Consider the following 24,366-nt stretch of genomic DNA (forward strand, 5'->3'; position numbering starts at 1 on the left):
GGACCTGAGATCATGAACCCCACCACGCTCACCACCCTGAACCCCACGACCACCGCCGCGAAGTCCCCGAGCACCCAGGAGAGCACCATGGACGCCGTCGTCCTCGAACGCCAGCACGAGATCCAGGTCCGGCCCGTCCCGGGGCTGCGCCCGGTGGGCCCCGGCGAGGTGCGCATCGGCGTGCACACCGTGGGCATCTGCGGCAGCGACGTCCACTACTTCACGCACGGGCGGATCGGGCCCTACGTCGTCGAGAACCCCATGGTCCTCGGCCACGAGGCCTCCGGCACGGTGCTGGAGGTGGGGGAGGGCGTCGATCACCTGGCCGTGGGGGACCGGGTCTGCATGGAGCCCGGCATCCCCAACCCGCGCTCCCGGGCCGCGCGCCTGGGCATGTACAACGTGGACCCGGACGTGCAGTTCTGGGCCACACCCCCGGTGGACGGCTGCCTTCAGCCCGAGATCATCCACCCCGCCGACTTCACCTACAAGCTGCCCGAGCAGCTCTCGCTGGAGGAGGGTGCCCTGATCGAGCCCTTCGCCGTGGCGGTGCACGCGGTGACCAAGGCCGGTCTGGCGCCGGGCGACGTCGTGGTGGTGGTGGGCGCCGGCACCATCGGGGTGCTCACCGCGATCGCGGCCGCCGCGAGCGGGGCGTCCCGCGTGTACATCTCGGACGTGGCACCGGAGAAGTTCGCCAAGATCGAGGCCTATCCGACCATCCACGCCGTGGACGTCTCCCGCCAGGACCTCGGCGAGGCGGTGCGGGAGGCCACCGACGGCTGGGGCGCGGACGTGGTGTTCGAGGCCAGCGGCAGCCCGCACGTCTTCGGCAATCTGTGGGAGATCCCTGCGCCCGGCGGGACCGTGGTCCTGGTCGGCATCCCCGTGGACCCGGTGCCGCTGGACGTCGCCGCGGCCCAGGCCCGGGAGCTGCGGATCGAGACCGTGTTCCGCTACGCCAACTCCTACCAGCGGGCCATCGAGCTCGCCGCCTCCCCGGCCGTGGACCTGGGCGCCCTGATCAGCGCCACCTATCCGTTCGCCGACGCCGTGGCCGCGTTCGAGCGCGGCGCTGAGGGCCGGCCCACCGACACGAAGATCCAGATCCGCGTGGCCGGAGCCTGACCGTGGTCGCCGCCGCACGGAGCACGACGCCGGAGGACGCCACCTCCCCGGTCCGGGAGCTCGTCATCCCGGACCCGTCGAGCTCCGTGCGGTGGCACGAGCACGACTGGCCCCACCCCCTGGCCCGCTGGCACTACCACCCCGAGGTGGAGGTGCACCTGATCCGGGAGTCCTCCGGCACGGTGATGGCCGGCGACTGGGCCGGGCCCTTCGGCCCCGGCCACCTCAGCCTCATGGGCTCCTTCCTTCCGCACAACTGGATCTCCCACCGCGACGACAGCGCCGTGGTCCGCAACCGGGACGCCGTGCTCCAGTTCGACCAGGAGCGGTTCTTCGCCGCCGCCGGGACGCTGCCCGAGCTCGAGGCCCTGCGCCCGCTCCTGGAGGCCGCGGCCCGGGGCATCGAGTTCACCGGCCGCACCGCCGCCCAGGGCGCGGAGGCGATGGAGGCGGTGAACGGCACGTTCGGACTCCGGCGGCTGGCCGCCGTGGCCGAGCTGCTGGCCGTCCTCGCCGAGTCCCCGGAGAGCGAGCGCCGCTACCTGGACAGCCGCGGCGGTACCTACCGCCTGGACGCGTCCGAGGCCGAGGTCTTCAACCGGGCGCTGGGCTACATCACCGAGCACCTGGACGGCCGGATGCTCGTGCCCGAGGTGGCCGAGGCCGTGGGCCTGAGCCGGGACGCGTTCTCCCGGCTGTTCGCCAAGGCCACCGGCGTGGGCTTCAACCGCACGGTCACCCGGATGCGGCTCACCGAGGCCTGCCGGCTGCTGCGCGGCACCGACCTGCCCGTCTCGGACATCTGCTACCGGGTGGGCTTCACCAACCTCTCCAACTTCAACCGGCACTTCCGGGCCACCACCGGCACCACGCCGTCCCGGTACCGGCGGATCGACCAGCTCTGAGGCCGGCCGGAGGGGCTCAGCAGGACGTGCTTCAGAGCGCCTGCAGCAGGACCAGCACGGCGCCCAGCGCGGAGGCGCCGAGGCCCACCCGGCGGACGATGCGCCGATTGATCCGCGCGTTGACCGCTCCGGACACCGCGAAGCCCAGGACCATGGCCGGCAGGAGAGCCGCCGCGAAGAGCACGGTCCGGCGGTCGATCGACCCCACCACGGTCAGCGCCACGAGGGCCATCACGGCGCCGACCAGGAAGAAGGCGCTCATGGTGCCGCGCATCCGGGCCCGCGAGGACCCGTGCCACACGAGCGCCATGGGCGGACCGCCGATGGACGTGGCCGTCCCCAGGAGCCCGGAGGCCGCCCCCGCGACGACGACGGCCGCGGGTCGGGGCCGCGGCCGCCAACCGCACACGCTGAGCAGCACGGCCAGCAGCACGGTGCTCGCCAGGACGAGGGCCAGCGTCCGGGCGGACAGGACGGCCACCAGCAGCGCTCCCGCCACGGTGCCGGGAACCTGCCCCGCCACGGCCCAGCCCGCGTCCTTGACGTCCACGGCGGCGCGGTCCCGCAGCACGCCGAGCGCGGTGAGCCCGGTGACCACCAGGATGAGGGAACCGGGCAGCAAGGTGGGGTCGAACAGGGCGATCACGGGAGCGGAGAGCAGGGCCACGCCGAAGCCGATCGCGCCCTGCAGACAGGACGCGATGCTCACCACGAGCGCGACGACGGCGAGCTCCAGGCCGGTCATGCAGCACCTCCCGGTCGCGGGCAGGGGATGGGTGAATTGTTCCACCTCCGGAGGCCGCCCGGAGATCGTGCCGTCGGCGAAGACGGCGCCCGTCGCGCCGCTCCTCGTCCGGCTTCCCCGAGGGCGGCGGACGTGAGGGCTGTTCCCTCGCCCGCGCTGCCCGGATAGCCTCGACATGGGCGGTGCTGCTCACGCATCGCCTGTCCTGGTGACCCGGTGCCGGCGACGGCTCGGTCACTCGAAACTGGGAGGTCAACATGACTGATGCACAGCAGGATCCGAACCAGACGGAAGGTCCCGCCGACGGCGGAGCCTTCGGTGCCCCGGGCGTCCAGGGCGGTGGCGCTGATGTTGGTGCGAACGGTGGAACCGAGGGCCCGGCCGACGGTGGAGCGGCCGGCGCCCGGGGTGTCCAGGACGGTGGCGCCGATGGTGGTGCCGACGGCGGTGCCGAGGGCCCCGCGGACGGTGGAGCGGCCGGCACCCCGGGCGTGCACGACGGTGGCGCGGACGGTGGCGCCGACGGCGGTGCTGACAACGGCGCCGAGGGCCCGGCCGACGGTGGAGCCGCCGGCACCCCGGGTGTCCACGACGGCGGCGCGGACGGCGGTGCCGAGGGCCCCGCGGACGGTGGAGCGGCCGGCACCCCGGGTGTCCACGACGGGGGCGCGGACGGTGGCGCCGATGGTGGTGCTGACGGCGGTGCCGATGGCGGCGCCGACGGAGGAGCCGGAGCACGAGGCCTCTGAGCGTGGACGCCGTCCGCACTGACGGGCAGGACCCCGGTGCCCAGAGCGGCGCCGGGGTCCTGGAGACCCGCCTGATCGACATCGGCCGGGAGCGGTTCGCCCGTGACGTCTGGGGCCGGGCGCCGCTGCTCACGCGCCGGGCGGGCGGCTTCGCCGACCTGTTCTCCGCCGACGCCGTCGACGAGCTGATCTCGCGCCGCGGGCTGCGCACGCCCTTCCTGCGCGTCGCCAAGGACGGGTCGACGTTCTCCGACTCCACCTTCACCTCGCCCGCCGGCGTCGGCGCCACCATCGCGGATCAGCTCGACGACACCGCGCTGTGGCGGAAGTTCGCCGACGGCGCCACGCTGGTGCTGCAGGCGCTGCACCGCACCTGGGAGCCGGTCGCCGACTTCAGCACCGCGCTGAGCGGCGAGCTCGGGCACCCGGTGCAGGCCAACGCCTACATCACCCCGCCGCAGAACCGCGGGTTCGACGACCACTACGACGTCCACGACGTCTTCGTCCTGCAGATCGAGGGGACCAAGCGCTGGGTGCTGCACGAGCCGGTGCACCCGGACCCGCTGCGGGACCAGCCCTGGACCGACCGCCGCTCCGCCGTGGCCGAGGCCGCGAAGGGCGAGGCCCATCTCGACGTGGTGCTCGAACCCGGCGACGCCCTCTACCTGCCGCGCGGCTGGCTGCACGCGGCCCAGGCGCAGGGGGCGGTCTCCATCCACCTCACGCTCGGGATCCACACCTGGACCCGCCACGGCCTGGCCGAGCAGCTCGCCCAGGAGGCGCTGGCAGTGCTGGCCGAGGACCCGGAGATGCGCGGGTCCCTGCCCCTGGGCGTCGACGGACCGGGCGGGGAGCTCGACACCGTCCGGGAGTGCCTGGTCGCCGCACTGGCCGCGGCCGATCCCACACCGCGGTTCCAGCGCACCCGGCGAGGGCAGGGGCGCCCGGCCCCGCTGGGGCCGCTGGCCCAGCTCGCGGCCGTCCAGGACCTGGGCCCCGGGTCCCCCGTGCGGCTGCGCGGTGCCCTGGAGGCACGGCTGGAGGGCCCGCGGCTGAGCACGCGTGTGGGGTGGCTCGACTTCCCGGAGACCGATCTGCCGTCCGTCTCGTGCCTGCTCGACGGCGAGGTCCACACCGCCGGCGAGCTCGGGATCGAGCTCGCCGAACGACTGCTGCGGGCGGGGGTTCTTGTTCCCTGTGACCAGTGACCCCGCCACCGTGAACGCCTCGTGCCGCTTCTGGTGCGCCGACGGAGCCCGGGGGCGCGGCGACCCGATGGCGGGCACCGCGCCGCGCGGGCTCGTCTGGGTCCTCATCGAGCACCGCGGCGGATGGCCGGTCAACGGGTTCGACGGTCTCGAGCTCGAGCCGGAGACCAAGGCCCTCGTGTTCTCCGCCGCGCAGGCGGCGAAGGCCCGAATCCTTCTGGTCCGGCGACACGGCCGCCGTAGCCTTGAGGGCCCCCGCCGGTGGGCCGTGCTGCGCCACGACGACTCCGGCGACGGCCGTCAGCACTGGGGCACGTGGCGCCGCGACGAGGACCTCGCGGGAATCGCCACGGCCCTCGGCGTGCCGGGTGAGACCGGCCACCCACCGGTCCTCCTGGTCTGCGCCCACGGTCAGCACGACCCCTGCTGCGCGGTGCGCGGACGGCCCGTGGGACGTGCCCTGAGCGAACGCTGGCCGGATTCGGTCTGGGAGTGCTCGCATGTCGGCGGTGACCGGTTCGCCGCCAACGTCGTCGTCGTCCCCGACGGCGTCTACTACGGAGGGCTCGACGCGGAGTCCTCCGTCACCACGGTCGAGGAGCACCTCGCCGGCCGGGTGCACGCGGAGCACCTGCGCGGGTACACCGATCTCTTCCCACCGCAGCAGGCCGCTGTCGCGGCCGCGCTCGAACGCTTCGGCCCGGCCGGCCGCCACGACTGGACGGTCACCGAGTCGGCTCGCGACGGCGACCGCTGGCGGATCCGTCTCACCGGCCGCCCACCCCGGCCGGGCCTCGTCGACGTCGAACTGCGGTCCCACACCGCCCCGCCGCATCAGCTGACCTGCCACGGACCGGCCACGAGCACGGCCAGGGTCTACGAGCTCACCGCGGTGCGCGTCGTCTGAAGGACGGGACGACCCGGAGCATCGTGTCGGGGGGAAGTTTCCGGTGACCGGCCTACACCCGGCCGTCCCACCGCGCTACGCTCGAACTCCAGACCCGAGCGACGATTCCTGCCGGCCCCGCCCCGGGCTCGCACCGGTGGAGCGGCCGGGGCGTCGTCCGCCCTGGGGACCCACTGATGTCAGGAGATCCTGATGGCCCCCGAGACCTTCGACGAGCTGCTCACCCGCCAGGTGGGCCACGAGTTCGCCGCCTCCCACCAGTACATCGCCGTGGCGGTCTGGTTCGACAGCCAGGACCTCCCGCAGCTGGCCCGGCACTTCTACCGGCAGTCGCTGGAGGAGCGCAACCACGCCATGATGATCGTCCAGTACATCCTGGACCGGGACCTGCCGCTGACCATTCCCGGGGTGGGGGAGGTGCGCAACGACTTCACCGACGTCCGTGAACCCCTGGCCCTGGCGCTGTCCCAGGAGCAGGAGGTCACCGAGCAGATCAAGGCGCTGTTCGCCGCCGCCCGGGCCGAGGGGGACGCGCTGGGGGAGCAGTTCATGCTCTGGTTCCTGAAGGAGCAGGTCGAGGAGGTCGCCTCGATGACCACCCTGGTGAACGTGGCCCGCCGGGCCGAGAACCTCTTCGACCTGGAGAACTTCGTGGCCCGGGAGCACGTGGGCGACGGCGGGCACGGCCACGACTCCGGGGCCCCGGCGGCCGCCGGCGGAGCCGCCTGACCCGGCAGCAGTCCCCGTCACCTGCCCCGGGCGGCGGGTGACGAGGACCCTGGAGCGGTGCGGTCAGTCGGTGGCCCGGGTGAGGTCGGCGTCCTCGTAGCGGACCATCCTGGAACCCGTCACCAGGCGGTGGCCCAGCCACAGGGCAAGGAACAGCGGCAGGCCGATGTAGGCAGACAGGGCGGCGAGCAGGTCGATGTCCCCCACGAAGGCCTGGTAGTTCTGCCCGAGGATCACCACCGCGCACAGGGCCAGGGCGACCATGGGGCCAAGCGGGAAGAACCGCGCCCGGTAGGGCAGGTCCGCGAGGTCCTTGCCCTGGGCGGTGTACGCCTTGCGGAAGCGGTAGTGGCTCCAGGCGATGCCCATCCACACGATGAACCCGGCCAGCCCCGAGGCGCTGACCAGCCACACGTACGCGGCGCCGTCGCCGATCAGGGTGGTGAGGAAGCAGGCGGCTCCCACGGCGGTCGTGGCGAGCAGGGCGTTCATGGGCACGCCGCGGCGGTTGACCTTCGCGAGGAACTTTGGGGCCTTGCCGCTGTCGGCCAGGGCCCAGAGCATGCGGGTGGAGGCGTAGAGCCCGGAGTTGCCGGCCGAGAGGATGGCGGTGAGGATCACCGCGTTCATCACCGAGGCCGCCGCGAGCACCCCGGCGTTCTCGAACACGAGGGTGAACGGGGAGATCGAGATGTCCTCGACCCCGCTGCCCAGCAGGAAGGGGCTGGTGTAGGGGATGAGGAAGCCCACGATGGCGATGGCCCCGACGTAGAACAGCAGGATCCGCACGAACACGGTGCGGATGGCCCTGGGCACGTTTTTCTCCGGGTTCTCCGCCTCACCGGCGGCGACGCCGACGAGCTCGGTGCCCTGGAAGGAGAAGCCGGCCACCATGAAGATCGCCAGGATCCCGGCCCCACCGCCGACGAAGGGGGCGTCCCCGGTGGTCCAGTTGTCGAAGCCGGGGGAGCTGCCGCCGATGATCCCCACGATCATGAGCACGCCCAGGACGAGGAAGACCACGATGGTGACCACCTTGATGAGGGAGAACCAGAACTCGCTCTCACCGTAGGCGCGGGTGGACAGGGCGTTGAGGCCGAAGAGGATCGCGAGGAACAGGGCCGACCAGATCCAGGAGGGCACGTCGGGCAGCCAGTAGCGCATGATCAGCGCGGCGGCCACGAGCTCGGCGGCCACGGTGATCGCCCAGTTGTACCAGTAGTTCCAGCCGATGGCGAAGCCGAAGGAGGGACTGACGAAGCGGGTCGAGTACTCCTCGAAGGCGCCCGAGACGGGCAGGTAGGTGGCCATCTCGCCCAGGGACTGCATGAGCAGGAAGACCATGAACCCGATGGCCACGTAGGCCAGCAGGGCCCCACCGGGACCGGCGGTGGCGATGGTGTTGCCCGAGGCCACGAACAAGCCGGTGCCGATGGCCCCGCCCATCGCGATCATGGTCAGGTGGCGGGGTTTGAGGCTGCGGCGCAGCCGTGCGTGCGCCTCGGCGGGAGTCGGTGCTCCTCGTCCGCTCGGGGTGGTCGTCTGGGGCGGTGCGATGGTGTCCACGGGAACCTTTCCTTGGAGGCGGCGGGTCTGCACGCCGGGGGAGGCCGGGGCGGTGTCCGACCGCCCCGGCCCGGGTCAGTCGTTGATGTAGAGCAGGCGCTTGTTGACGAACTCGTCCATGCCCAGCGGGCCCAGCTCCCGGCCGTAGCCGGAGCGCTTGACCCCGCCGAAGGGCATGCCGGCGCCCTCGGCCTCGGCGGCGTTGACGTTGGCCATCCCGCACTCGAGCTGCTCGGCGAGCCGCCGGGCCCGCTCGGGGTCGGTGCTGAAGACCGCCCCGCCGAGCCCGTAGGGGGTGTCGTTGGCCAGGGCGAGGGCCTCGTCGTCGTCGGCCGCCCGGTAGACCACCGCGACGGGGCCGAAGAGCTCCTGATGGTGGGCGGCCATTCCCGGGGTGACGCCGGTGAGCACGGCCGGGGCCAGATACGCCCCGGGACCCTCGGCGAGGGTCCCGCCGGTGTGCAGGGTCGCTCCGGCCTCCACGGCCTCGCGGATCTGGGCGGCCAGGGTCTCGGCGGCGGCGCGGGAGGCCATCGGGGCGTAGGTGCCGTCGGCCTCGGCGGACGGGTCGCCGGGCACCAGCGCGGCGGCGAGGCGGGTCAGCTCGACCACGAACGCGTCGAAGATCCCGGCGGTGACGATCATCCGCTTGTTGGAGTTGCACGCCTGGCCCGTGTTGCCCATGCGGGTGGCGAAGGCCGCGCGGGCGGACTCGCGCACGTCGTCGGTGTCGAGGACCACGTAGGGGTCGGAGCCGCCGAGCTCGAGGACGACCTTCTTCAGGTTCCGCCCGGCGATCTCGGCGACCTTCGCCCCGGCGCGCTCGGACCCGGTCAGGGACACGCCCTGGACCCGCGGGTCGGCGATGATGTCCTCGATCTGGGCGTGGGAGGCGAAGAGGTTCGTGTACACCCCGGCGGGCACCCCGGCGTCGTCCATGAGCTGCTGGAGGGCCAGGGCCGCCCGTGGGCAGGACTCGGCGTGCTTGAGCAGGATCGTGTTGCCCAGCACCAGGTTGGGGGCGGCGAAGCGGGCCACCTGGTAGTAGGGGTAGTTCCACGGCATGATCCCCAGCAGCACCCCGACCGGGCGCCGCTGGAGCACGGCCCGTCCGGTCCCGTGCGGGGTGGGCAGGGCCTGGTCGGCGGCCAGGGCCGGGCCCTGGGCGGCGAAGTAGCCGAAGATCTCGGCGCAGAACTGTGCCTCCTCCCGGGCCTCGGAGACCGGCTTGCCCATCTCCTGGGTGGCGATGACGGCCAGCTCGTCGGCGCGCTCGGCGAACAGCTCGCCGACCCGGGCGGCCACGGCGGCCCGCTCGTCGATCGGACGGGAGCGCCAGTCGCGGAAGGCGGTCCCGGCAGCGGTGAGCGCCTCCTCGACCTCGGTGTCGGTGGCGGTGGGGGCCTCGGTCACGAGCTGACCGGTGGCGGGGTCGATGCTGCGGTAGGCGGTCCGGTCGGTGCCGGCGCGGGCGCGCAGGGTGGAGGTGGCGGTCACGGTGGGTCTCCTTCGGGCAGGGGTGGGTGCGGGCAGGGGTGGGCGCGGGCACGTGTGGGAGGCTCCTGCGGCGGAGCAGGGCAGAGCAGAGCAGAGCAGGGCAGGGCAGAGCGCGGGCTGCGGGCGCGGGCGCGCGGGCGCGCTGGGTGGACGAGGGTGCGCTCGGCCGGCGGGGGCAGGAGCCTGCCCCCGCGGGCACGGTGTCGAGGAGCGGGCGGGCGCCCGCCGGGGTCAGCTGACCGGGACGAGCTCCGAGCGGAGGGCGGCCAGGAAGGCGTCGACGTCCTCCGGCGTGGTGTCGAAGCTGCACACCCAGCGGACCTCGCCCGTCGCGGCGTCCCAGTCGTAGAACCGGAACCGCCGGCGCAGGCGGTCCGCGATGCCGGCGGGCAGGGTGGCGAAGACGGCATTCACCTGGGTCTCCTGGGTGAAGGCGACGCCGGGCATCGACCCGTCGGCGATGCCCGCCTCGATGCCGTCGCGCAGGCGCCGGGCCATCGCGTTCGCACGGCCCGCGGTGCGCAGGTACAGGTCGCCGTCCAGGAGCGCGAGCAGCTGGGCCGAGACGAACCGCATTTTCGAGGCCAGCTGCATCTGGTTCTTCCGCAGGTAGACCAGGCCCTGGGACGCGGCCTCGTTCAGGACCACCAGGGCCTCGGCGCCGAGGGCTCCGTTCTTGGTGCCGCCGAGGGCGAGCACGTCGACGCCGACGTCGGTGGTGAAGGCGCGCAGGGGCAGTCCCAGGGCGGCCGCCGCGTTCGCGAGCCGGGCTCCGTCCAGGTAGACGGACATGCCGTGGGCGTGCGCGTAGTCCGAGACGGCTCGGATCTCGTCCGGTGTGTACAGGGTGCCGAGCTCGGTGGACTGGGTGAGGTAGACGACGAGCGGCTGGGCGCGGTGCTCGTCCCCCCAGCCCCAGGCCTCCGCCGCCATCAGCTCCGGCGTGAGCTTCCCGTCTCCCGTGGGGACGGGGAGGAGCTTGATGCCGGCGGACTTCTCCGGCGCGCCGCCCTCGTCGACGTGGATGTGCGCGGTGTCCGCGCAGATCACCGCGCCCCAGCGCGGGAGCATCGACTGGAGTCCGACGACGTTGGCGCCGGTGCCGTTGAACATCGGCCACACCGAGGCGCCCTCGCCGAAGTGCTGCACGATCACGTCCTGCAGCCGTGCCGTGTACTCGTCCTCGCCGTAGGCGATCTGGTGACCGCCGTTGGCCTCGACCAGGGCGTCCAGCACCTCCGGGTGGACCCCGGAGTAGTTGTCCGAGGCGAAACCCCTCAGTTCGGCGTCGTGGGACCTCTTCATGTGGTGCCTCATCCTTTCTCCTGGAGTTCGATGGTCGAGTCGTTCAGTTCCGGGGCCTCGGCGTCCCAGAGCCCGGCGTAGGCGTTCGCGAGCCGGTCCTCCAGACCGGCCAGGGCCTTCACCCGGAAGATCACGGCGGCGACGCGCAGCGGCTCGCCGGCCTCGCGGGCGCCCTTCGCATATCCCTGCGCCACAGCCCGGGTCCACGCCTCGCTCGCGGCCTTCACCGCGGCGTAGTTGGCCCCGCCCGCCAGCGGACGGTTCACCGCGGTCGAGGACACGATCGCCAGCCGGCCCGCCGGCGAGGCCCGGAGGTCGTCGTCGAAGGCACGGCTCAGGTGGCGCAGGGCGGTGAAGGAGGTCTCCAGCACGCGGTAGTCCTCCTCCGTCTGCCCAGCGAGCCCACCGCCGCCGCGCCATCCTCCGACGAGGTGGAGGATCCCGTCGATCGACCAGCCGCGGTCGTGCAGCCGGCGGGAGAGGTCGAGCACGGCGCGCTCGTCGGCGAGGTCCACCGTCTCCGTGTGCGCCCCCAGTGCTGCGAGGGGGACGAGCTTCTCCGCGTGGCGCCCCGTGGCGACGACGCGGGCCCCGGCCGAGGTCAGGGTCCGCGCCGCCGCCAGACCGGACGCACTGGTGGCGCCGGCGATCAGGACGGTGCGCCCGGTCAGGTCGGTCATCGCTCAGGCGTCCGTGGCGCGGATGCCGGCCGTCGACGCGATGACGCCCTTCATCTTCTTGTCGAGCGCCTCGAAGAACATCGACAGCGGGAACTCGTCGTCCAGCACCAGGTCCGTGTAGCCTCGCGGCGGCCCGGCCAGCACCTCGCGGGGGAGCCCCTCCGCCCACACCGATGCGGGGTTCGGAGGGACCACGGAGGCGATGAGCTCGTACGCCTTCATCCAGTGCACCGTCTTCGGCCGGTCGATCGACTCCCAGTACAGCTGGTCGATGGCCTCGCCGAGCTCGACGACCGCGTCCGCGACCCGGTCCCAGTCGAAGCTGAGCTCGACGTCACGCCACTGCAGGACGTGCTTCCGGTGGAGCCAGGCGAACAGCAGCTGCCCGCCCAGCCCGTCGTAGTTGCGCACCCGCGAACCGGTGATCGCGAAACGGAAGATCCGGTCGAAGATCACCGCGTACTGCACGAGCTTCCCGTGCCGGCGGGTCTGCTCCTCGATCTCGGTGAGCTCCTCGCCGGCCGCTCGCCGCGCCGTGAGCGCACGCTCGATCGTCACCGACTCCCGGAACGCCGTCAGGTCGCAGCGCAGCTCCTCCAGGGAGTACAGGAAGAACGGCATCCGCTGCTTGATCATGAACGGGTCGAACGGCAGGTCGCCGCGCATGTGCGTGCGGTCGTGGATGATGTCCCACATCACGAAGGTCTTCTCGGCGAGATCCTGATCGGCGAGCAGCGCCGCGGCGTCCTCGGGCAGGTCCAGCTTCGTGATGCCGGCGGCTGCGGTGACCACGCGGCGGTAGCGTGCCGCCTCACGGTCCTGGAAGATGGCGCCCCAGGTGAACGTCGGGATCTCCCGCACGGCGACCGTCTCGGGGAACAGGACCGCGGAGTTCGAGTCGTAGCCCGGGGTGAAGTCGATCAGCCGCAGGGACACGAACAGCTTGTTGCCGTAGTGCCCGGCCTCGAGCTCGGCGATGAACTCCGGCCAGATCGCCTCGACGATCAGGGCCTCGACGTGCCGGTTCGCCGAGCCGTTCTGGGTGTGCATGGGGAACACGACGAGATGCCGGATGCCGTCCACGCGGTGCTGCTGCGGCTGGAACTCGACGAGGGAGTCGAGGAAGTCCGGCTCCCCGAAGCCGCCGTCCGCCCAGCGTGCGAAGTCGCGGGGCAGGGCCGCCAGGTACGCCGCGTCGTGCGGGAAGAGCGGGGCGAGCTCGGCGATCGACGCCACGATCACCTCGACGTGCTCGCGCGCCGTCGGGTGGTCGGCGAGCTCGGGGATCGACCCGTCCTTGACCTGCAGGGCCTGCAGGGCGGTGGCCGCCGACCGGAGCCGGAGCCAGGCCGGGCTCGACTCCACGGTGCGGGCATCCTCCACGACCTCAGGTTCGCCGATGATGGCCTGCACCGCCTGCAGAGACGTGGACATTGAAACCCTCCTGTCGTAGATCAGCGGAAATTTTCCGGTGATGATGATCACATACAGGAACATTCACATGTGGTCGTGAGGCTGTCAACCCTCTCGGCGGGATCAGCTGGTAGCGTTCGGCCCATGGACGACCCCATGGATGTGCGACTGGCAACCGAGGTGTCCCACGACCCGCGCGCCACCCTCGCCCAGTTGTCCGAGCGGGTCGGCCTCTCGGTCTCGGCCGTGCAGGCGCGCCTGCGCAAGCTCGAGAGCAACGGGGTGATCGCCGGGTACCAGGCGATCCTCGACCCCGAGGCCATCGGCAAGCCGCTCGCGGCCTTCATCGAGATCACGCCCCTCGATCCCCGCCAGCCCGACAACGCCCCCGAGCTCCTGCAGTCGATCACGGCGATCGAGGCCTGCCACTCGGTGGCCGGGGACTCCGCCTACATGCTGTTCGTCCGGGTGGCTTCGCCGAAGGCGCTCGAGGCCCTCGTCAACGAGGTGCGCCACGTGGCCTCCGTGAACACCCGCACCACCGTGGTGCTGCAGACCTTCTACGAGCACCGGCCGATGCTCTCCCCTGTCGAGGCCTGACGCAGCTCTCAGAGGTCCCCCCCTGTCCCGGGAGTCGTCCCCAAAAGTGTGACCACAACACGTTGCATGTATTTGCAATAGCGATGCCAGGATGGAGTGACGCCCGCGCCGGCGCCTCATCCCCCTTCCTGGAGGCCCCCGATGTTCCTCAGCATGCTCTTCCGTGCCCGCCCTTCCGGCGACGGCTCGCCCACTGTCGGCGGCCCGCTCCGGACTGCCGCGGCATCGGTGGTCGTGGCCGGTCTGGTCCTCGTCGGTGGTGCTATGCCCGTCGAGGCGGCGACGACCTACAGCGCCTCGTTGCGCACCGCAGTGAAGTCCCTGCCCGTGGCCGGGGAGAACAACTCCGGCTATGACCGGGCCAGGCAGTTCGGCGACTGGAACGACGCCAACCGCGACTGCCAGAACACCCGCGCCGAGGTGCTGCAGAACGAGTCCAGGGCGAGCATCAGCTTCACCACCAGCAAGCGCTGCACCGTCAAGGGCGGGCGCTGGATCACCACCTGGGACGGGAGGGTGCACACCTCGGCCACCACGGTGCAGATCGACCACACGGTGCCCGTCCACGAGGCCTGGGGCTCCGGGGCGCGGTACTGGACGAAGGCCAAGCGCGTGGCGTTCTACAACGACCTCGGCGACCACCGCACGCTCAGCGCCCAGACCTCCGCGCTGAACTCGGCCAAGCAGGCCCGGGGCCCCGAGGCCTGGATGCCGCCGCGGAACCGCTGCGGCTACGTCGGGGAGTGGGTGGCGGTGAAGATCCGCTGGGGTCTCAAGGTCGACAGCACGGAGAAGGCCGCCCTGACCCGGATCGCCGCCTCCTGCCCCAACGTCACCCTCACCGTCAGGAAGGCCTGAGCCGGGCGGACGGATCCCGGGCGGGCGCGGCGCGGAGGAGCGGCCGGGTCGTGCAGAGGGGTTGCTTCGATCCTGCCCGGGTGCAGCGGGCGCCGCAGCGCCACGACGACGTCGTCGGGAACGGCGTGCTGCCCGTCCTGCTCGAGCCGGCTGTGGCCATCCGGGCTCGCCCCGGCGAGCATGGGGTCATGACACCACTGGGACGAACCCGCACCGCTCTGGTCACCGGCTCCACCAGCGGCATCGGTGCCGCCACCGCACGGACACTGGCGGCTCGAGGGTGGTACGTCGGCGTCACGGGCCGTGACCGCGCCCGCGGGGACGGCGTGGTGGCCGGGATCCGCGACCGCGGAGGGCGGGCGGACCTCATCGCCTCCGAGCTCACCGCCCCCGCGGACGACCTCCGGGCCTTCGCCCGCGCGGCCGCGCAGACCCTGGGCGGTCACGTCGACACGCTGGTCCACAACGCCGCCGTGTGCCCCGCCGTGGACACCCTCTCCCTCACCGACGCGGATCTCGAGGCCGCGCTCGCCGTCAACGTGCGTGCCCCGCACGTGCTCACGGCCGCCCTGGCGCCGGGGATGGTCGAGAACGGCAGCGGGGCAATCGTCGTCATCGGCTCGTGGATGGCCCACGTCGGCAGCCCTGTCGTGGGGCTGTACTCGGCGACGAAGGCGGCGCAGATCCAGCTCGCGCGCAGTTGGGCGGCGGAGTTCGGGTCGCACGGTGTGCGGGTCAACACCGTCTCTCCCGGAGCGACGCGGTCCCCGGTCAACGCCCCGGCCGACGACGTGATCGCCCGGATCACGGCCGCCACTCCCGCCGGGCGTCCCGGGACCCCGGAGGAGATCGCCGCCGCCGTCGCCTGGATCGTCTCCGACGACGCCGCCTACCTCCACGGCGCCGAGATCCACGTGGACGGCGGCATCACCAGCACCCGGCGGATCTGAAGCCGGCCGGTCCTCGGCCGCGCGGAGGGCCGACGACGTGCCGGGCGGGCGGCGGCCTCGCCGGCGATTCCGGCCCGTGCGCAGGGAGGGCCCCGCCGGTGCGAAGATGATCCGCATGAACTGGAGTCCGCGCGCCCTCGCCCGCTCGATCGACGGGCCGGGGTCGCGCCGGCTGCCCCGGCGGCTCGTGCAGCTCTTCGCCGGGCTGGTGCTCTACGGCATCACCATGGGGATGCTCGTGCGGGCGGAGCTCGGTGTCATCCCGTGGGACGTGCTGCACCAGGGGCTGTCCCGGCAGTTCGGGCTGAGCATGGGCACGGTGGTCATCGTGGTCAGCGTGCTGCTGCTCCTCCTCTGGATCCCGCTGCGCGAGCGGCCCGGGCTGGGCACCCTCAGCAACGCCGTGGTGGTCGGGCTGGTGCTCGACGCGACCCTGGCGGTGCTGCCTCCGGTCGAGTCCTTGCCGCTGCGGGTGCTGCTCGTGCTCGCCGGCGTGCTCCTCAACGCCGTGGCGACCGCCGCCTACATCGGGGTGCACCTGGGCGCCGGCCCGCGGGACGGGCTGATGACCGGCCTGGTCCGGCGCACCGGGGGATCGGTGCGCGTGGTCCGCACCTCGATCGAGGTGGTCGTGGTGCTCGCCGGGTGGGTGCTCGGCGGCACCGTGGGACTGGGCACGGTGCTCTACGCCCTGGCCATCGGCCCGCTGGTCCAGATCCTGCTGCCCCGGCTGAGCGTCCGTCTCCACCGCTGACGCCAGGCCCCGCTCTGCACGCCCGCACCGAGGTGGCCCCGGCGTCGGGGTCCGGAGCCGCCCGTCGCTGGTGAAGGGTCAGGCGCGGCGGTGGGCTCGGACCGCGGCGGAGGCCAGGCGGCGGCCGACCTCGATCGGTGAGCGCGGGGTGCCGCGGAGGAAGGCGGCCAGGGTCCCGCCGTAGGCCAGGAGGACCTCGTCGGCCAGGTCCTGGGCGCGTCCCCCGGCGAGGGGCCGGGAGAGGTGCAGGAGTCGCTCGGTGAGGAGGGCGGTGTCCGCGGCCAGGACGGCGCCGATCTCGTCCGCGGCCTCGGGAAGCTCGGTGGCCGCGGCCAGGAAGGCGCACCAGCGCGCCGGGTGGGGCTGGTCCCGCCGGTAGGAGGCCAGGGCATCGAACACCGCGAGCAGCCGCGCCGTGTCGTCGGCGGCCGCGACCACGTGCTGGTCCCAGACCGACCGCCAGTCCGCCAGCCGGACCCGCAGCGCCTCGGCCACCAGGGCGTCCTTGCTGCCGAAGTGCGTGTACAGGGTGGCTGCCGAGACCTCCGCCTCGCGCAGCAGCTCGTCGACGGGCGTGGCCCGGATGCCGCGGTCGAACAGCACGCGGTCAGCCGCCTGCAGCAGCCGGGTGCGCGCGGGGAGTCGCGGGACGGTGGTCACCCCACCACTGTATCGATCTCTCGTTCCAGAACGAGCGTTTTGGTGTAGCGTTACGATCGTTCTGGTAAGCGACGTGCCAGAGGGAGTTCCATGCGAGCTCTGGTGATCAGCGGGATGGCACTGATCGCGGCGACCTACGGGCTGGCGCGCTTCGGCTACGGCCTCTTCCTGCCCCGGTTCACCGAGACCTTCCAGATGGGCTCGGCCGTCTCCGGGCTCATCCAGGCCGGGAGCTTCCTCTCCTTCTGCCTCGCCGCGGTGCTCGCCTCGCGCCTCGCCGCCCGCCCGCGCGTGGTCGTGCTGTGCGCGGGGGCGACGGCCACGCTGGGCACGGCAGGCGTGGCGGCCTCGCCCACCGCGGTCGTCCTCGCGGTGAGCGTGGTGCTGGCCGGGGCCGGCGCCGGGTTCGCCACCCCGGGCCTGGTCACGCTCATCGAGCGCAACCTCGCTCCGGAGCGCCAGGAGAGCGCCCAGACGGTCGTCAACGCCGGCACCGGGGCGGGCATCGTCGTCGCGGGCGTCCTCATGCTCCTCACGATCGAGCAGTGGCGCCTGGGATGGGCGGCCATCGCCGTCCTGGTGGCAGCGGCCACCGTGGCCACCCTCCGGGCGGACCAGTCTGCGCACCGGTCTCCGGCCGCGGAGGGGCCTGCACGGGTGCGGGTCCGTGACCTGGTGCCGCTGGCCCTGCCCATCGCCGCGGCGGCGCTCGCCGGCGCCTCGAGCGCCGCGATCTGGACCTTCGGGCGCACGGCCATGGCCGAGTCCGGCACGGGCGAGGAGTCCTACTCCATCGCGGCCTGGATGGTCCTGGGGGCGTTCGGCGTGCTGGGCGCCGCCGCCGGGAAGATCGTCCAGGTCTGGAGCCTGCGGACGGCGTGGGTCTCGACCGCGGTGGCCATGGCCGGTGCGACCGTCGTCCTGGGCGCGGCGCCGGGGGCGCCGCTCGCCGCGTTCGTCTCCGCCGCCGTGTTCGGGGCCGGCTACACCGCCCTGTCCGGCGTCCTCATCGTCTGGGCCGCGCGGGTGGTTCCCGATCGCGTGTCCGAGGGCACCGCCGTGCTGTTCATCGCCCTCGCCGTCGGTCAGGCGGCCGGCTCGGTCCTCCTGGGCGTCCTGTTCGACCCCGCCGCCCCGGTCCTGGCCTTCGTCGTGGCCGGTGCGCTCGGGGTCCTCGCGGTGCTGCCCGCCCTGAGCGGCCGGTCCGGGGCGCGGTCCTCCCGCACCACGCCGGCCCCGCACCCCGAGGGGGCCGGCAGCCCGCGGGCCTGATCAGGCGCACGCGGGCCACGAGGACGAGCACCGGGCAGCTCGATCCCCGTCCGTCCGGCGAGGCCCGCCAGGCGACCGTCCGGCGGACCCGTCATGGTGCGGGGAGCGGGACGACGGTGCGGTACTTGCCGCCGGTGCTCTGCTGCGGTGCCTCCGGGGCCCGTTCGACGGCGACGTGCCCCAGGCCCAGGTCGCCGAGCAGATCGGTGACGGCGCTCAGCGCGGCGGCCCACACCTGCTCGGGGTCCTCGCCGGCCGCCGGGAGCAGCCGCACCCGCAGGCCGGCAGGGGCGGTCTGCACGACCTGGAACAGCTCCACGCCCGGGACGCGGTCGATGACGGTCCCCAGCGCGAGCGGGGGCACCGCGACCAGGCCCCGCCCGTCGTCGTCGGGGAAGGCGAGGACGTCCGAGGCCCGGCCCTGCACGCGCAGGGCCGGGGCCGGGTCCCGCAGCCGCACGGTTCCGGCTTCATCAGGACCCGGTCGCCGACGTCGTAGCGGATGATCGGCTGGACCCGGTTGGCCAGGTTCGTCATCAGCACCGTGTGCGAGACGGTCCCGGGCGGGACGGGACGGTGCTCGGCGTCGACGGGTTCGAGAACGACCCAGTCCTCGACCAGGTGCAGCCAGCCCCGGGCGCAGCTCGAGGCCGCGTAGCCGATCTCGGTGCACCCGTAGACCTCCCGCACGGGCGCCCCGAAGGCCCGCTCGATCCGGGTGCGCTCGTCCGGCGGCAGACCCTCGGCGGTGCTGAGCACCAGCACCGGGTGCAGGCGCAGCCGCCCGGCCTCCTGCTCGGAGGCCAGCAGGCGCAGCATGCTGGCGTAGGCGCCGAGCATGAGCGGGCCGAAGGCGTTGAGCTCGGCCACCAGCTCGGGCAGCGGCCGGTGGATCGAGAGGATCCTGAGCCGGCGGTGGCGCCGCGGTCGCTCCCGCATCTCCCGGGTGCTGGTGGCCACGGCCAGGAAGTGCCCGCCGGTGGCCACGACCGCGGCGAACCGGCCCCCGCGCACCGTGAGCCGCACCAGGTCCCGCCCGGACAGCCAGCCCGCGGACAGCCGGGCCATCATCCCCGAGGTCACCGCCCGGTACCGGTCGTCGAGCACGAAGAGACCCCGGGTGCCGGTGGTGCCGGCGGTGGTGGCCACCAGGTACCTCCCGGCGAACCGCTCCCCGATCCGGGCCGGGTCCGCCACGAACTCCTGGACCGCCGCCAGGGTCACGGCCGGGTCCGTGGCGACCTCGTCGAAGTGGGCCATCAGCTGCCGCTTGTCCGTCACCGGCAGGGAGGTGACGTCCTCGACCCGCTCCGGCAGCCCCTGGTAGAGCCGCCGGTAGTAGGCGGAGTGCTCCCGCGCGAAGGCCACGAGCTCGGCCAGCCGCTCCCGCTGCCGCCGGCGCAGCGCCTCCGGGTCCTTCCGGCGGGCTCGGCGGGCGTCCCACCACACCCGTGCAGCGCTGGTCCCCCGGGCGTCCGCCGCCGCGGTCCGTCGTGTCCCCATGGCACGACTCTAGGAATCCGGGGCCGGGGGAGACAGGGCCCCCGCGCAGGTGACGGAATCAGTCCTCGGTCCCTCGGGCGGGTTGGCCGTCCGAGGCCTTGCCCCGGCCGGGGGCGGGCCGCAGCCGGACGGGGCCGGTGAGCACCGTCCCGCGGACGGCCCGCACCGGCAGGTACGGGTCCTGCCAGGTGCGGCTGTCGCTGGAGCGGGCGCGGTTGTCCCCGAGCAGCAGCACGCGTCCCGGCGGGACGTGGAAGACACCGCACGGGCCCCCGGCGTGCACCACGTAGGGCTCGGTCACCGGCCGGCCGTCGACACTGATCCGGCCGCCGGGCTCGATCACCACCCGCTCCCCGGGCAGGCCGACGACGCGCTTGACGACCGTCCGGCCCAGTTCCTGCGAGTCGACGACAAGGATGTCGCCGCGCCGTATCCGCCCGGGGCGCCACTGGCGCCGGGTCACCAGGCGCCGGCCCGGCAGCAGGGCGGGAACCATGGACACGGAGTCGACCTGCGTCACGAAGATCAACCAGCGGCGGACGGCCAGACCGACCAGGACGGCGGTCAGGGCCAGCGCCGCCACTGTGACCAGTTCTTGTCCCACGCGCCCGCCCGCCGATGCGGCGTCAGTGCCGGTGCGCGGTGTGCGCGTGATGACCCTCGTGCTCCTCGCCCTCGGCGAGCTTGAAGAAGCTGACGTAGGCCTCGACGTAGTCTCGTCCGGCACTGAGGTCGTCCACGTCGTAGTGCTTGCGCTCCAGCACCGCCGCCAGGCGCCGCTCCAGCTCCGGGACCAGCTCGGTGGGCACTAGACCCGCCAGTGGCTCCAGGGTGCCGGTGTCGACGCAGCGGTCCGCCGCGACCACCTTCTCGTCGACGGGCGCCCCCGAGGGCTTGAGGCCGGTGTACGGGGCGCCCTCGCCGGCACGGTGGGTGCGCACGAGGTTCTCCAGGAACCAGCGGTCGGCCACCTCCCGTGCCTCCTCGCCCTGATCCCGCGCCTTCCGCGCCAGAGCGAAGATTTCCCGCAGCTCGTTCTCCTGCTCCGCGCCCACCCATTTCAGGGCGTGGCTGGGGTTGCCCGTCTCCAGGGCACGCCTGCCGTCCTGGACGGCGGGTCCGTCCATGGTGTCGCAGTGGGCACCGGCCCGCACCGGGCGCAGGACCACCACCGACAGGGCCAACAGGCAGGCGCCGAGAACCAGCAGCACGGTCGTCACGGTTCGTCTCCTTCGTGGGTGGCCTCCGCACGGGCGGGACCGCAGGTGTGCATCACGGCGCCGATCGCCGGTCCTGTGCCACGGACCTGTCCGCTCGTCCGGGTCGGCACTGCCAGTGTGCGCCGGTGCGTCCCGTGCTGCCCACCACCACCGGCAATGTGACTCCGGCACCGCGCCCGGCGCGGGGGCATCGTCTCCACCGCCGGCCGGCTGGCCGGGGCGGCGGTGAGCACCAACGCCCTGTTGGTTGCCGGGGTCGCGGCCGTCGTCGCCGGAGCTCTGTCCATGGCGGTGGGAGAGTACGTGTCGGTCTCCAGCCAGCGGGACTCCCAGAAGGCGGAGCTGGCCCACGAGCAGCTGCAGCTCCACACCGACGCCGCCTACGAGCTCGACCACCTCGCCGGGCTGTTCCCCGCCCAGGGCGTCGACGGCGGCCTTCGTCCTGGGTGCGCTCATCCCGCTGGTCGCCATCCTGACCTCCCCGCGGCCGATCGCCGTACCGGTCACGATGGTGTCCGTGGTCGTCGCCCTGATCGTCACCGGATCGGTCGCAGCCCACTTGGGCGGCGCTCCGCGGACACGGGCCGCGCTGCGCACGGTGGCCGGCGGCCTGTGGGGGTGCCCGAGGAGACCTCGTACCCGGGAGCCTCACAGCAGCGGCTCGGGCAGGTCGGTCCCGGTCCCGGGGTGGCCCGAGGCCGGATGGCGGCCCTCGGGGGTGACGGTGAAGCCCATCAGGTCCACGACCGGGCCCACCTGGGTCAGTTCCCGGTCCTGCTACCGGAACAGGCCCTCGCGGGTGGCCAGCAGGATCGTGTCCGTGCCGGCGCGCTCACGACGGCGTGGTCCGTGAAGGTTTGGCGAAGATTCCCGCGCTGACCGCCCCCGGGCGCCGCCGCCCCGCGGCGGGGGAGGACACTGAAGTCATGAATCCTGGCACTGACGCGGCGGCCGGGCGGGTGCTGGTGGTGGACGACGAGAAGCCCCTGGCGCAGATGGTCGCCACCTACCTGACCCGCGGCGGCTACGAGGTCGCCACCGTCCACACCGGCCCCGACGCCGTGGAGGCCGCCCGCGACCGGAGCCCGGACGTGGTGGTGCTGGACCTGGGGCTGCCGGGGATGGACGGCATCGAGGTGTGCCGCAGGATCCGGGGCTTCTCCGAGTGCTACGTGCTGATGCTCACGGCCCGCGGGGACGAGGAGGACAAGCTGGCCGGACTGGCGGCCGGGGCCGACGACTACATCACGAAGCCCTTCAGCGTCCGCGAGCTCGTCGCCCGGGTGGCCGCGGTGCTGCGCCGGCCCCGCACCACGGTGGCCCCGGTCGAGCCCGCCCGGGAGTTCGGCGAGCTGACCGTCGACCTCGCGGCCCACGAGGCACGCGTGGGCGGGGAGGCGGTGGCGCTGACCCGCACCGAGTTCGAGCTGCTGGCCGCCCTGACGGCCCGGCCGCACGAGGCGCTGACCCGCCGCCGGCTCATCGACACCGTGTGGGGGCCCTCATGGGTGGGTGACGAGCGGATCGTGGACGTGCACATCGGGCACCTGCGCCGGAAGCTCGGGGAGGACCAGGCCGCCTTCGTCGACACCGTGCGCGGGGTCGGCTACCGGATGGTGGCGCGATGACCCGGCAACGACACCCCCGCGGCCTGGCCTCCCGGTTCTTCCTGGCCCAGGCCATCGTGGTGGCCGCCGGCATCCTCGCCGCCGTGGCGGTCGCCTCCCTGGCCGGACCCGCGATCTTCCACGAGCACCTGATCATGGCCGGGCACGCCGAGAACTCCCCCGAGCTGCTCCACGTGGAGCGGGCCTACCGGGACGCCGGTCTCATCGTCCTGGGCGTGGCCCTGGGCACCGCCGTGATCTGCGCCGCGGCGGTGACCTGGCTGTTCACCCGCCGCCTCCGGCGGCCCCTCGCCGCGCTCACCGAGGCGGCGCGGGGCGTGTCCCGCGGCCGCTACGACACCCGGGTCCCGGCCCTCGGCGCCGGCGTCGAGGTGGACGCCGTGGCGGCCTCGTTCAACACCATGGCCGAGCGGCTGGAGCGCACCGAGGAGCTCCGGCGGCGGATGCTCTCGGACCTCGCCCACGAGATGCGCACCCCGATCTCGGTGCTCACCGTCTACTGCGAGGCGCTGCAGGACGGGGTGGCGCAGTGGGACGAGGCCACCGGCGAGCTCGTGACCGACCAGCTCGGACGCCTCACCCGGCTGGTCGAGGACATCCACGACGTCTCCCGGGCCGAGGAGGGCCGGATCGACCTGGACCGCGCCTCGCAGCCGGCCGGCGACCTGGCCCGCTCTGCCGCGGAGGCCCACCGGGAGGCGTACGCCGCCAAGGGCGTGCGGCTCGTCCTGGACGTCGACGACGACGCCGGGGTGGTGGACGTGGACCGGCAGCGGATGGGGCAGGTGCTGGGCAACCTGCTCACCAACGCCCTGCGCCACACACCGCCGGCGGGCAGGTCTCCCTCGGCGTCGTCCGGCGGGGTCCGGGGCAGGTGGCCGTCACCGTTGCCGACACCGGCGACGGCATCGCCGCCGAGCACCTGTCCCGGGTGTTCGAGCGCTTCTGGCGCGGGGACAGCGCCCGGGACCGCGACCACGGCGGCTCCGGGATCGGCCTGACCATCTCCCGGGCCCTGGTCGAGGCCCACGGCGGGACGCTGACCGTCACGTCCCCCGGGCCCGGGGCCGGGACGGCCTTCACCGTGGAGCTGCCCTCCCGTCAGCGGGCGGGGCCGGAGCCGGCCGGGATCACCCGATGACACACCTTGCCTTATACCCCCTAGGGGTATATACCTAGGAGGAGCAGGCCCACCTCGGTCCCCACCGAGCGGACACCAGTTCTCGCAGGAGGAAGATCATGCGCTCCCCGCACCAGGACCACGGCCGCCCCGCCGCCCCGGAGCAGCCCGCGGACGCCCACGGCCACGAGCAGCACGCCGATGCCGGCACCCACGGACAGGCCATGCCGCACGAGCACGCCCACTCGGCGGTGGACGAGGACCACCAGGTCCACACCAACGGCGAGCACGCCGGGCACTCCACGGCGATGTTCAGGAACAAGTTCTGGCTCAGTCTCGTGCTGGCGGCCCCCGTGGTGGTCTTCAGCCCGATGGTCGGGCACCTGCTGGGCTACTCCGTCCCCGGGTTCCCGGGCTCCACCTGGATCCCTCCCGTGCTGGGCACTGTCATCTTCGTCTACGGCGGGGCGCCGTTCCTGAAGGGCGGACTCACCGAGCTGAGGAGCCGGCAGCCGGGGATGATGCTGCTGATCGCCATGGCCATCACCGTCGCCTTCGTCGCCTCCTGGGTCACCACCCTGGGGATCGGCGGGTTCGACCTCGACTTCTGGTGGGAGCTGGCCCTGCTGGTGGTCATCATGCTGCTGGGCCACTGGATGGAGATGCGCGCCCTCGGCGCGGCGTCCTCCGCCCTGGACGCCCTGGCCGCGCTGCTGCCCGACGAGGCCGAGAAGGTCGTCGACGGCGACACCGTCACCGTGCCCGTCGCCGAGCTGGCCGTGGGCGACGTCGTGCTCATCCGTCCCGGCGCCCGGGTCCCGGCCGACGGGGAGATCGTCGCGGGGACGGCCGAGTTCGACGAGTCCATGATCACCGGCGAGTCCAAGGCCGTCAGCCGGGCACCCGGCGACACGGTGGTCGCCGGGACCGTGGCCACCGACACCACCGTGCGCGTGCGGGTGGAGGCCG

The 24,366-nt window shown here is 73.3% G+C and carries 22 protein-coding genes and 3 pseudogenes; 14 read left to right on the forward strand and 11 right to left on the reverse strand.

Going from position 1 to position 24,366, the window contains the following annotated elements:
* Window positions 1-12 precede the first annotated feature (12 nt).
* Both CRM73_RS05900 and CRM73_RS19925 read left to right on the forward strand, forming a co-directional pair.
* Window positions 13-1,128 carry an NAD(P)-dependent alcohol dehydrogenase gene (locus CRM73_RS05900; RefSeq protein WP_095650674.1) on the forward strand — a complete coding sequence of 372 codons (1,116 nt, stop codon included), beginning with the start codon at window positions 13-15 and terminating at the stop codon, window positions 1,126-1,128.
* A 2-nt stretch (window positions 1,129-1,130) separates the two neighbouring features.
* Window positions 1,131-2,033: an AraC family transcriptional regulator gene (locus CRM73_RS19925; protein WP_229587139.1), complete on the forward strand. Its 903-nt coding sequence runs from the start codon at window positions 1,131-1,133 to the stop codon at window positions 2,031-2,033.
* A 31-nt stretch (window positions 2,034-2,064) separates the two neighbouring features.
* On the opposite strand, the gene CRM73_RS05910 is transcribed toward CRM73_RS19925, so the two are convergent.
* The gene (locus CRM73_RS05910) at window positions 2,065-2,778 is read right to left on the reverse strand and encodes a sulfite exporter TauE/SafE family protein (protein WP_109244514.1); all 714 of its coding nucleotides are present in this window, start codon (window positions 2,776-2,778) and stop codon (window positions 2,065-2,067) included.
* Between the two features lie 751 nt (window positions 2,779-3,529).
* On the opposite strand from CRM73_RS05910, the gene CRM73_RS05915 reads away from it, so the two are divergent.
* From CRM73_RS05915 to CRM73_RS05925, 3 genes are all read left to right on the forward strand, one after another.
* Window positions 3,530-4,735, forward strand: coding sequence for a JmjC domain-containing protein (locus CRM73_RS05915; RefSeq protein WP_229587140.1), 1,206 nt, complete (start codon window positions 3,530-3,532; stop codon window positions 4,733-4,735).
* A 67-nt stretch (window positions 4,736-4,802) separates the two neighbouring features.
* Complete coding sequence (locus CRM73_RS05920; protein WP_126347058.1) at window positions 4,803-5,642, forward strand: sucrase ferredoxin; 840 nt, start codon at window positions 4,803-4,805, stop codon at window positions 5,640-5,642.
* Window positions 5,643-5,834: 192 nt separating this feature from the next.
* Window positions 5,835-6,371, forward strand: a complete 537-nt coding sequence (locus tag CRM73_RS05925) for a ferritin (protein ID WP_035924162.1) — start codon at window positions 5,835-5,837, stop codon at window positions 6,369-6,371.
* A gap of 63 nt (window positions 6,372-6,434) precedes the next feature.
* On the opposite strand, the gene CRM73_RS05930 is transcribed toward CRM73_RS05925, so the two are convergent.
* From CRM73_RS05930 to CRM73_RS05950, 5 genes are all read right to left on the reverse strand, one after another.
* Entirely contained in the window at window positions 6,435-7,937 is a 1,503-nt protein-coding gene (locus CRM73_RS05930; protein ID WP_370658526.1) for an amino acid permease, read from the reverse strand.
* A gap of 75 nt (window positions 7,938-8,012) precedes the next feature.
* Window positions 8,013-9,434: an NAD-dependent succinate-semialdehyde dehydrogenase gene (locus tag CRM73_RS05935; RefSeq protein WP_229587141.1), complete on the reverse strand. Its 1,422-nt coding sequence runs from the start codon at window positions 9,432-9,434 to the stop codon at window positions 8,013-8,015.
* Between the two features lie 231 nt (window positions 9,435-9,665).
* The gene (locus tag CRM73_RS05940; RefSeq protein WP_126346796.1) at window positions 9,666-10,739 is read right to left on the reverse strand and encodes a low specificity L-threonine aldolase; all 1,074 of its coding nucleotides are present in this window, start codon (window positions 10,737-10,739) and stop codon (window positions 9,666-9,668) included.
* 8 nt (window positions 10,740-10,747) lie between these two features.
* Window positions 10,748-11,419: an SDR family oxidoreductase gene (locus CRM73_RS05945; protein ID WP_126346797.1), complete on the reverse strand. Its 672-nt coding sequence runs from the start codon at window positions 11,417-11,419 to the stop codon at window positions 10,748-10,750.
* A 3-nt stretch (window positions 11,420-11,422) separates the two neighbouring features.
* Window positions 11,423-12,853, reverse strand: coding sequence for a DUF6421 family protein (locus tag CRM73_RS05950; protein WP_017831859.1), 1,431 nt, complete (start codon window positions 12,851-12,853; stop codon window positions 11,423-11,425).
* A gap of 123 nt (window positions 12,854-12,976) precedes the next feature.
* Between CRM73_RS05950 and CRM73_RS05955 the strand changes: the two genes are divergently transcribed.
* From CRM73_RS05955 to CRM73_RS05970, 4 genes are all read left to right on the forward strand, one after another.
* Entirely contained in the window at window positions 12,977-13,432 is a 456-nt protein-coding gene (locus CRM73_RS05955) for an Lrp/AsnC family transcriptional regulator (RefSeq protein ID WP_229587142.1), read from the forward strand.
* 153 nt (window positions 13,433-13,585) lie between these two features.
* Window positions 13,586-14,290, forward strand: coding sequence for an HNH endonuclease family protein (locus tag CRM73_RS05960; protein WP_229587143.1), 705 nt, complete (start codon window positions 13,586-13,588; stop codon window positions 14,288-14,290).
* 50 nt (window positions 14,291-14,340) lie between these two features.
* Window positions 14,341-15,240, forward strand: a complete 900-nt coding sequence (locus tag CRM73_RS05965) for an SDR family oxidoreductase (protein ID WP_229587144.1) — start codon at window positions 14,341-14,343, stop codon at window positions 15,238-15,240.
* 115 nt (window positions 15,241-15,355) lie between these two features.
* The gene (locus CRM73_RS05970) at window positions 15,356-15,994 is read left to right on the forward strand and encodes a YitT family protein (RefSeq protein WP_229587146.1); all 639 of its coding nucleotides are present in this window, start codon (window positions 15,356-15,358) and stop codon (window positions 15,992-15,994) included.
* Window positions 15,995-16,072: 78 nt separating this feature from the next.
* Here the strand turns inward: CRM73_RS05970 and CRM73_RS05975 are convergent, their stop codons facing one another.
* A complete protein-coding gene (locus CRM73_RS05975) occupies window positions 16,073-16,654 on the reverse strand; it encodes a TetR/AcrR family transcriptional regulator (RefSeq protein WP_017831864.1) in 582 nt (193 codons plus the stop codon).
* A gap of 90 nt (window positions 16,655-16,744) precedes the next feature.
* Here CRM73_RS05975 and CRM73_RS05980 point away from each other — a divergent pair, with 90 nt between their 5' ends.
* Entirely contained in the window at window positions 16,745-17,926 is a 1,182-nt protein-coding gene (locus CRM73_RS05980; protein ID WP_229587148.1) for an MFS transporter, read from the forward strand.
* Window positions 17,927-18,017: 91 nt separating this feature from the next.
* Here the strand turns inward: CRM73_RS05980 and CRM73_RS05985 are convergent, their stop codons facing one another.
* From CRM73_RS05985 to CRM73_RS06000, 4 genes are read right to left on the reverse strand one after another with little or no spacing between them, the layout of a single operon-like run.
* Entirely contained in the window at window positions 18,018-18,161 is a 144-nt protein-coding gene (locus CRM73_RS05985; protein WP_229587149.1) for a hypothetical protein, read from the reverse strand.
* On the reverse strand, window positions 18,143-19,429 hold the full coding sequence (locus CRM73_RS05990; RefSeq protein ID WP_229587150.1) for a phenylacetate--CoA ligase family protein: 1,287 nt from the start codon (window positions 19,427-19,429) through the stop codon (window positions 18,143-18,145). Before CRM73_RS05990 ends, CRM73_RS05985 begins: the two co-directional genes overlap by 19 nt.
* 58 nt (window positions 19,430-19,487) lie before the next feature.
* Window positions 19,488-20,033 (reverse strand): signal peptidase I, encoded by a 546-nt coding sequence (lepB, locus tag CRM73_RS05995; RefSeq protein WP_229587151.1) that lies wholly within the window; start codon window positions 20,031-20,033, stop codon window positions 19,488-19,490.
* A 22-nt stretch (window positions 20,034-20,055) separates the two neighbouring features.
* Complete coding sequence (locus CRM73_RS06000) at window positions 20,056-20,649, reverse strand: DUF6448 family protein (protein WP_229587152.1); 594 nt, start codon at window positions 20,647-20,649, stop codon at window positions 20,056-20,058.
* 189 nt (window positions 20,650-20,838) lie between these two features.
* On the opposite strand from CRM73_RS06000, the pseudogene CRM73_RS06005 reads away from it, so the two are divergent.
* From CRM73_RS06005 to CRM73_RS06020, 4 genes and pseudogenes are all read left to right on the forward strand, one after another.
* A pseudogene (locus CRM73_RS06005) lies at window positions 20,839-21,250 on the forward strand (VIT1/CCC1 transporter family protein); the annotation flags it as partial.
* A 325-nt stretch (window positions 21,251-21,575) separates the two neighbouring features.
* Window positions 21,576-22,277: a response regulator transcription factor gene (locus CRM73_RS06010; RefSeq protein ID WP_035924157.1), complete on the forward strand. Its 702-nt coding sequence runs from the start codon at window positions 21,576-21,578 to the stop codon at window positions 22,275-22,277.
* A pseudogene (locus CRM73_RS06015) lies at window positions 22,274-23,418 on the forward strand (sensor histidine kinase). The gene CRM73_RS06010 and the pseudogene CRM73_RS06015 overlap by 4 nt, the downstream one beginning before the upstream one ends.
* A 98-nt stretch (window positions 23,419-23,516) precedes the next feature.
* Window positions 23,517-24,366: pseudogene (locus tag CRM73_RS06020) on the forward strand (heavy metal translocating P-type ATPase); the annotation flags it as partial.

It is taken from the genome of Kocuria sp. CCUG 69068, assembly GCF_020833785.1.
Taxonomy (GTDB): Bacteria; Actinomycetota; Actinomycetes; order Actinomycetales; family Micrococcaceae; genus Kocuria; species Kocuria rosea.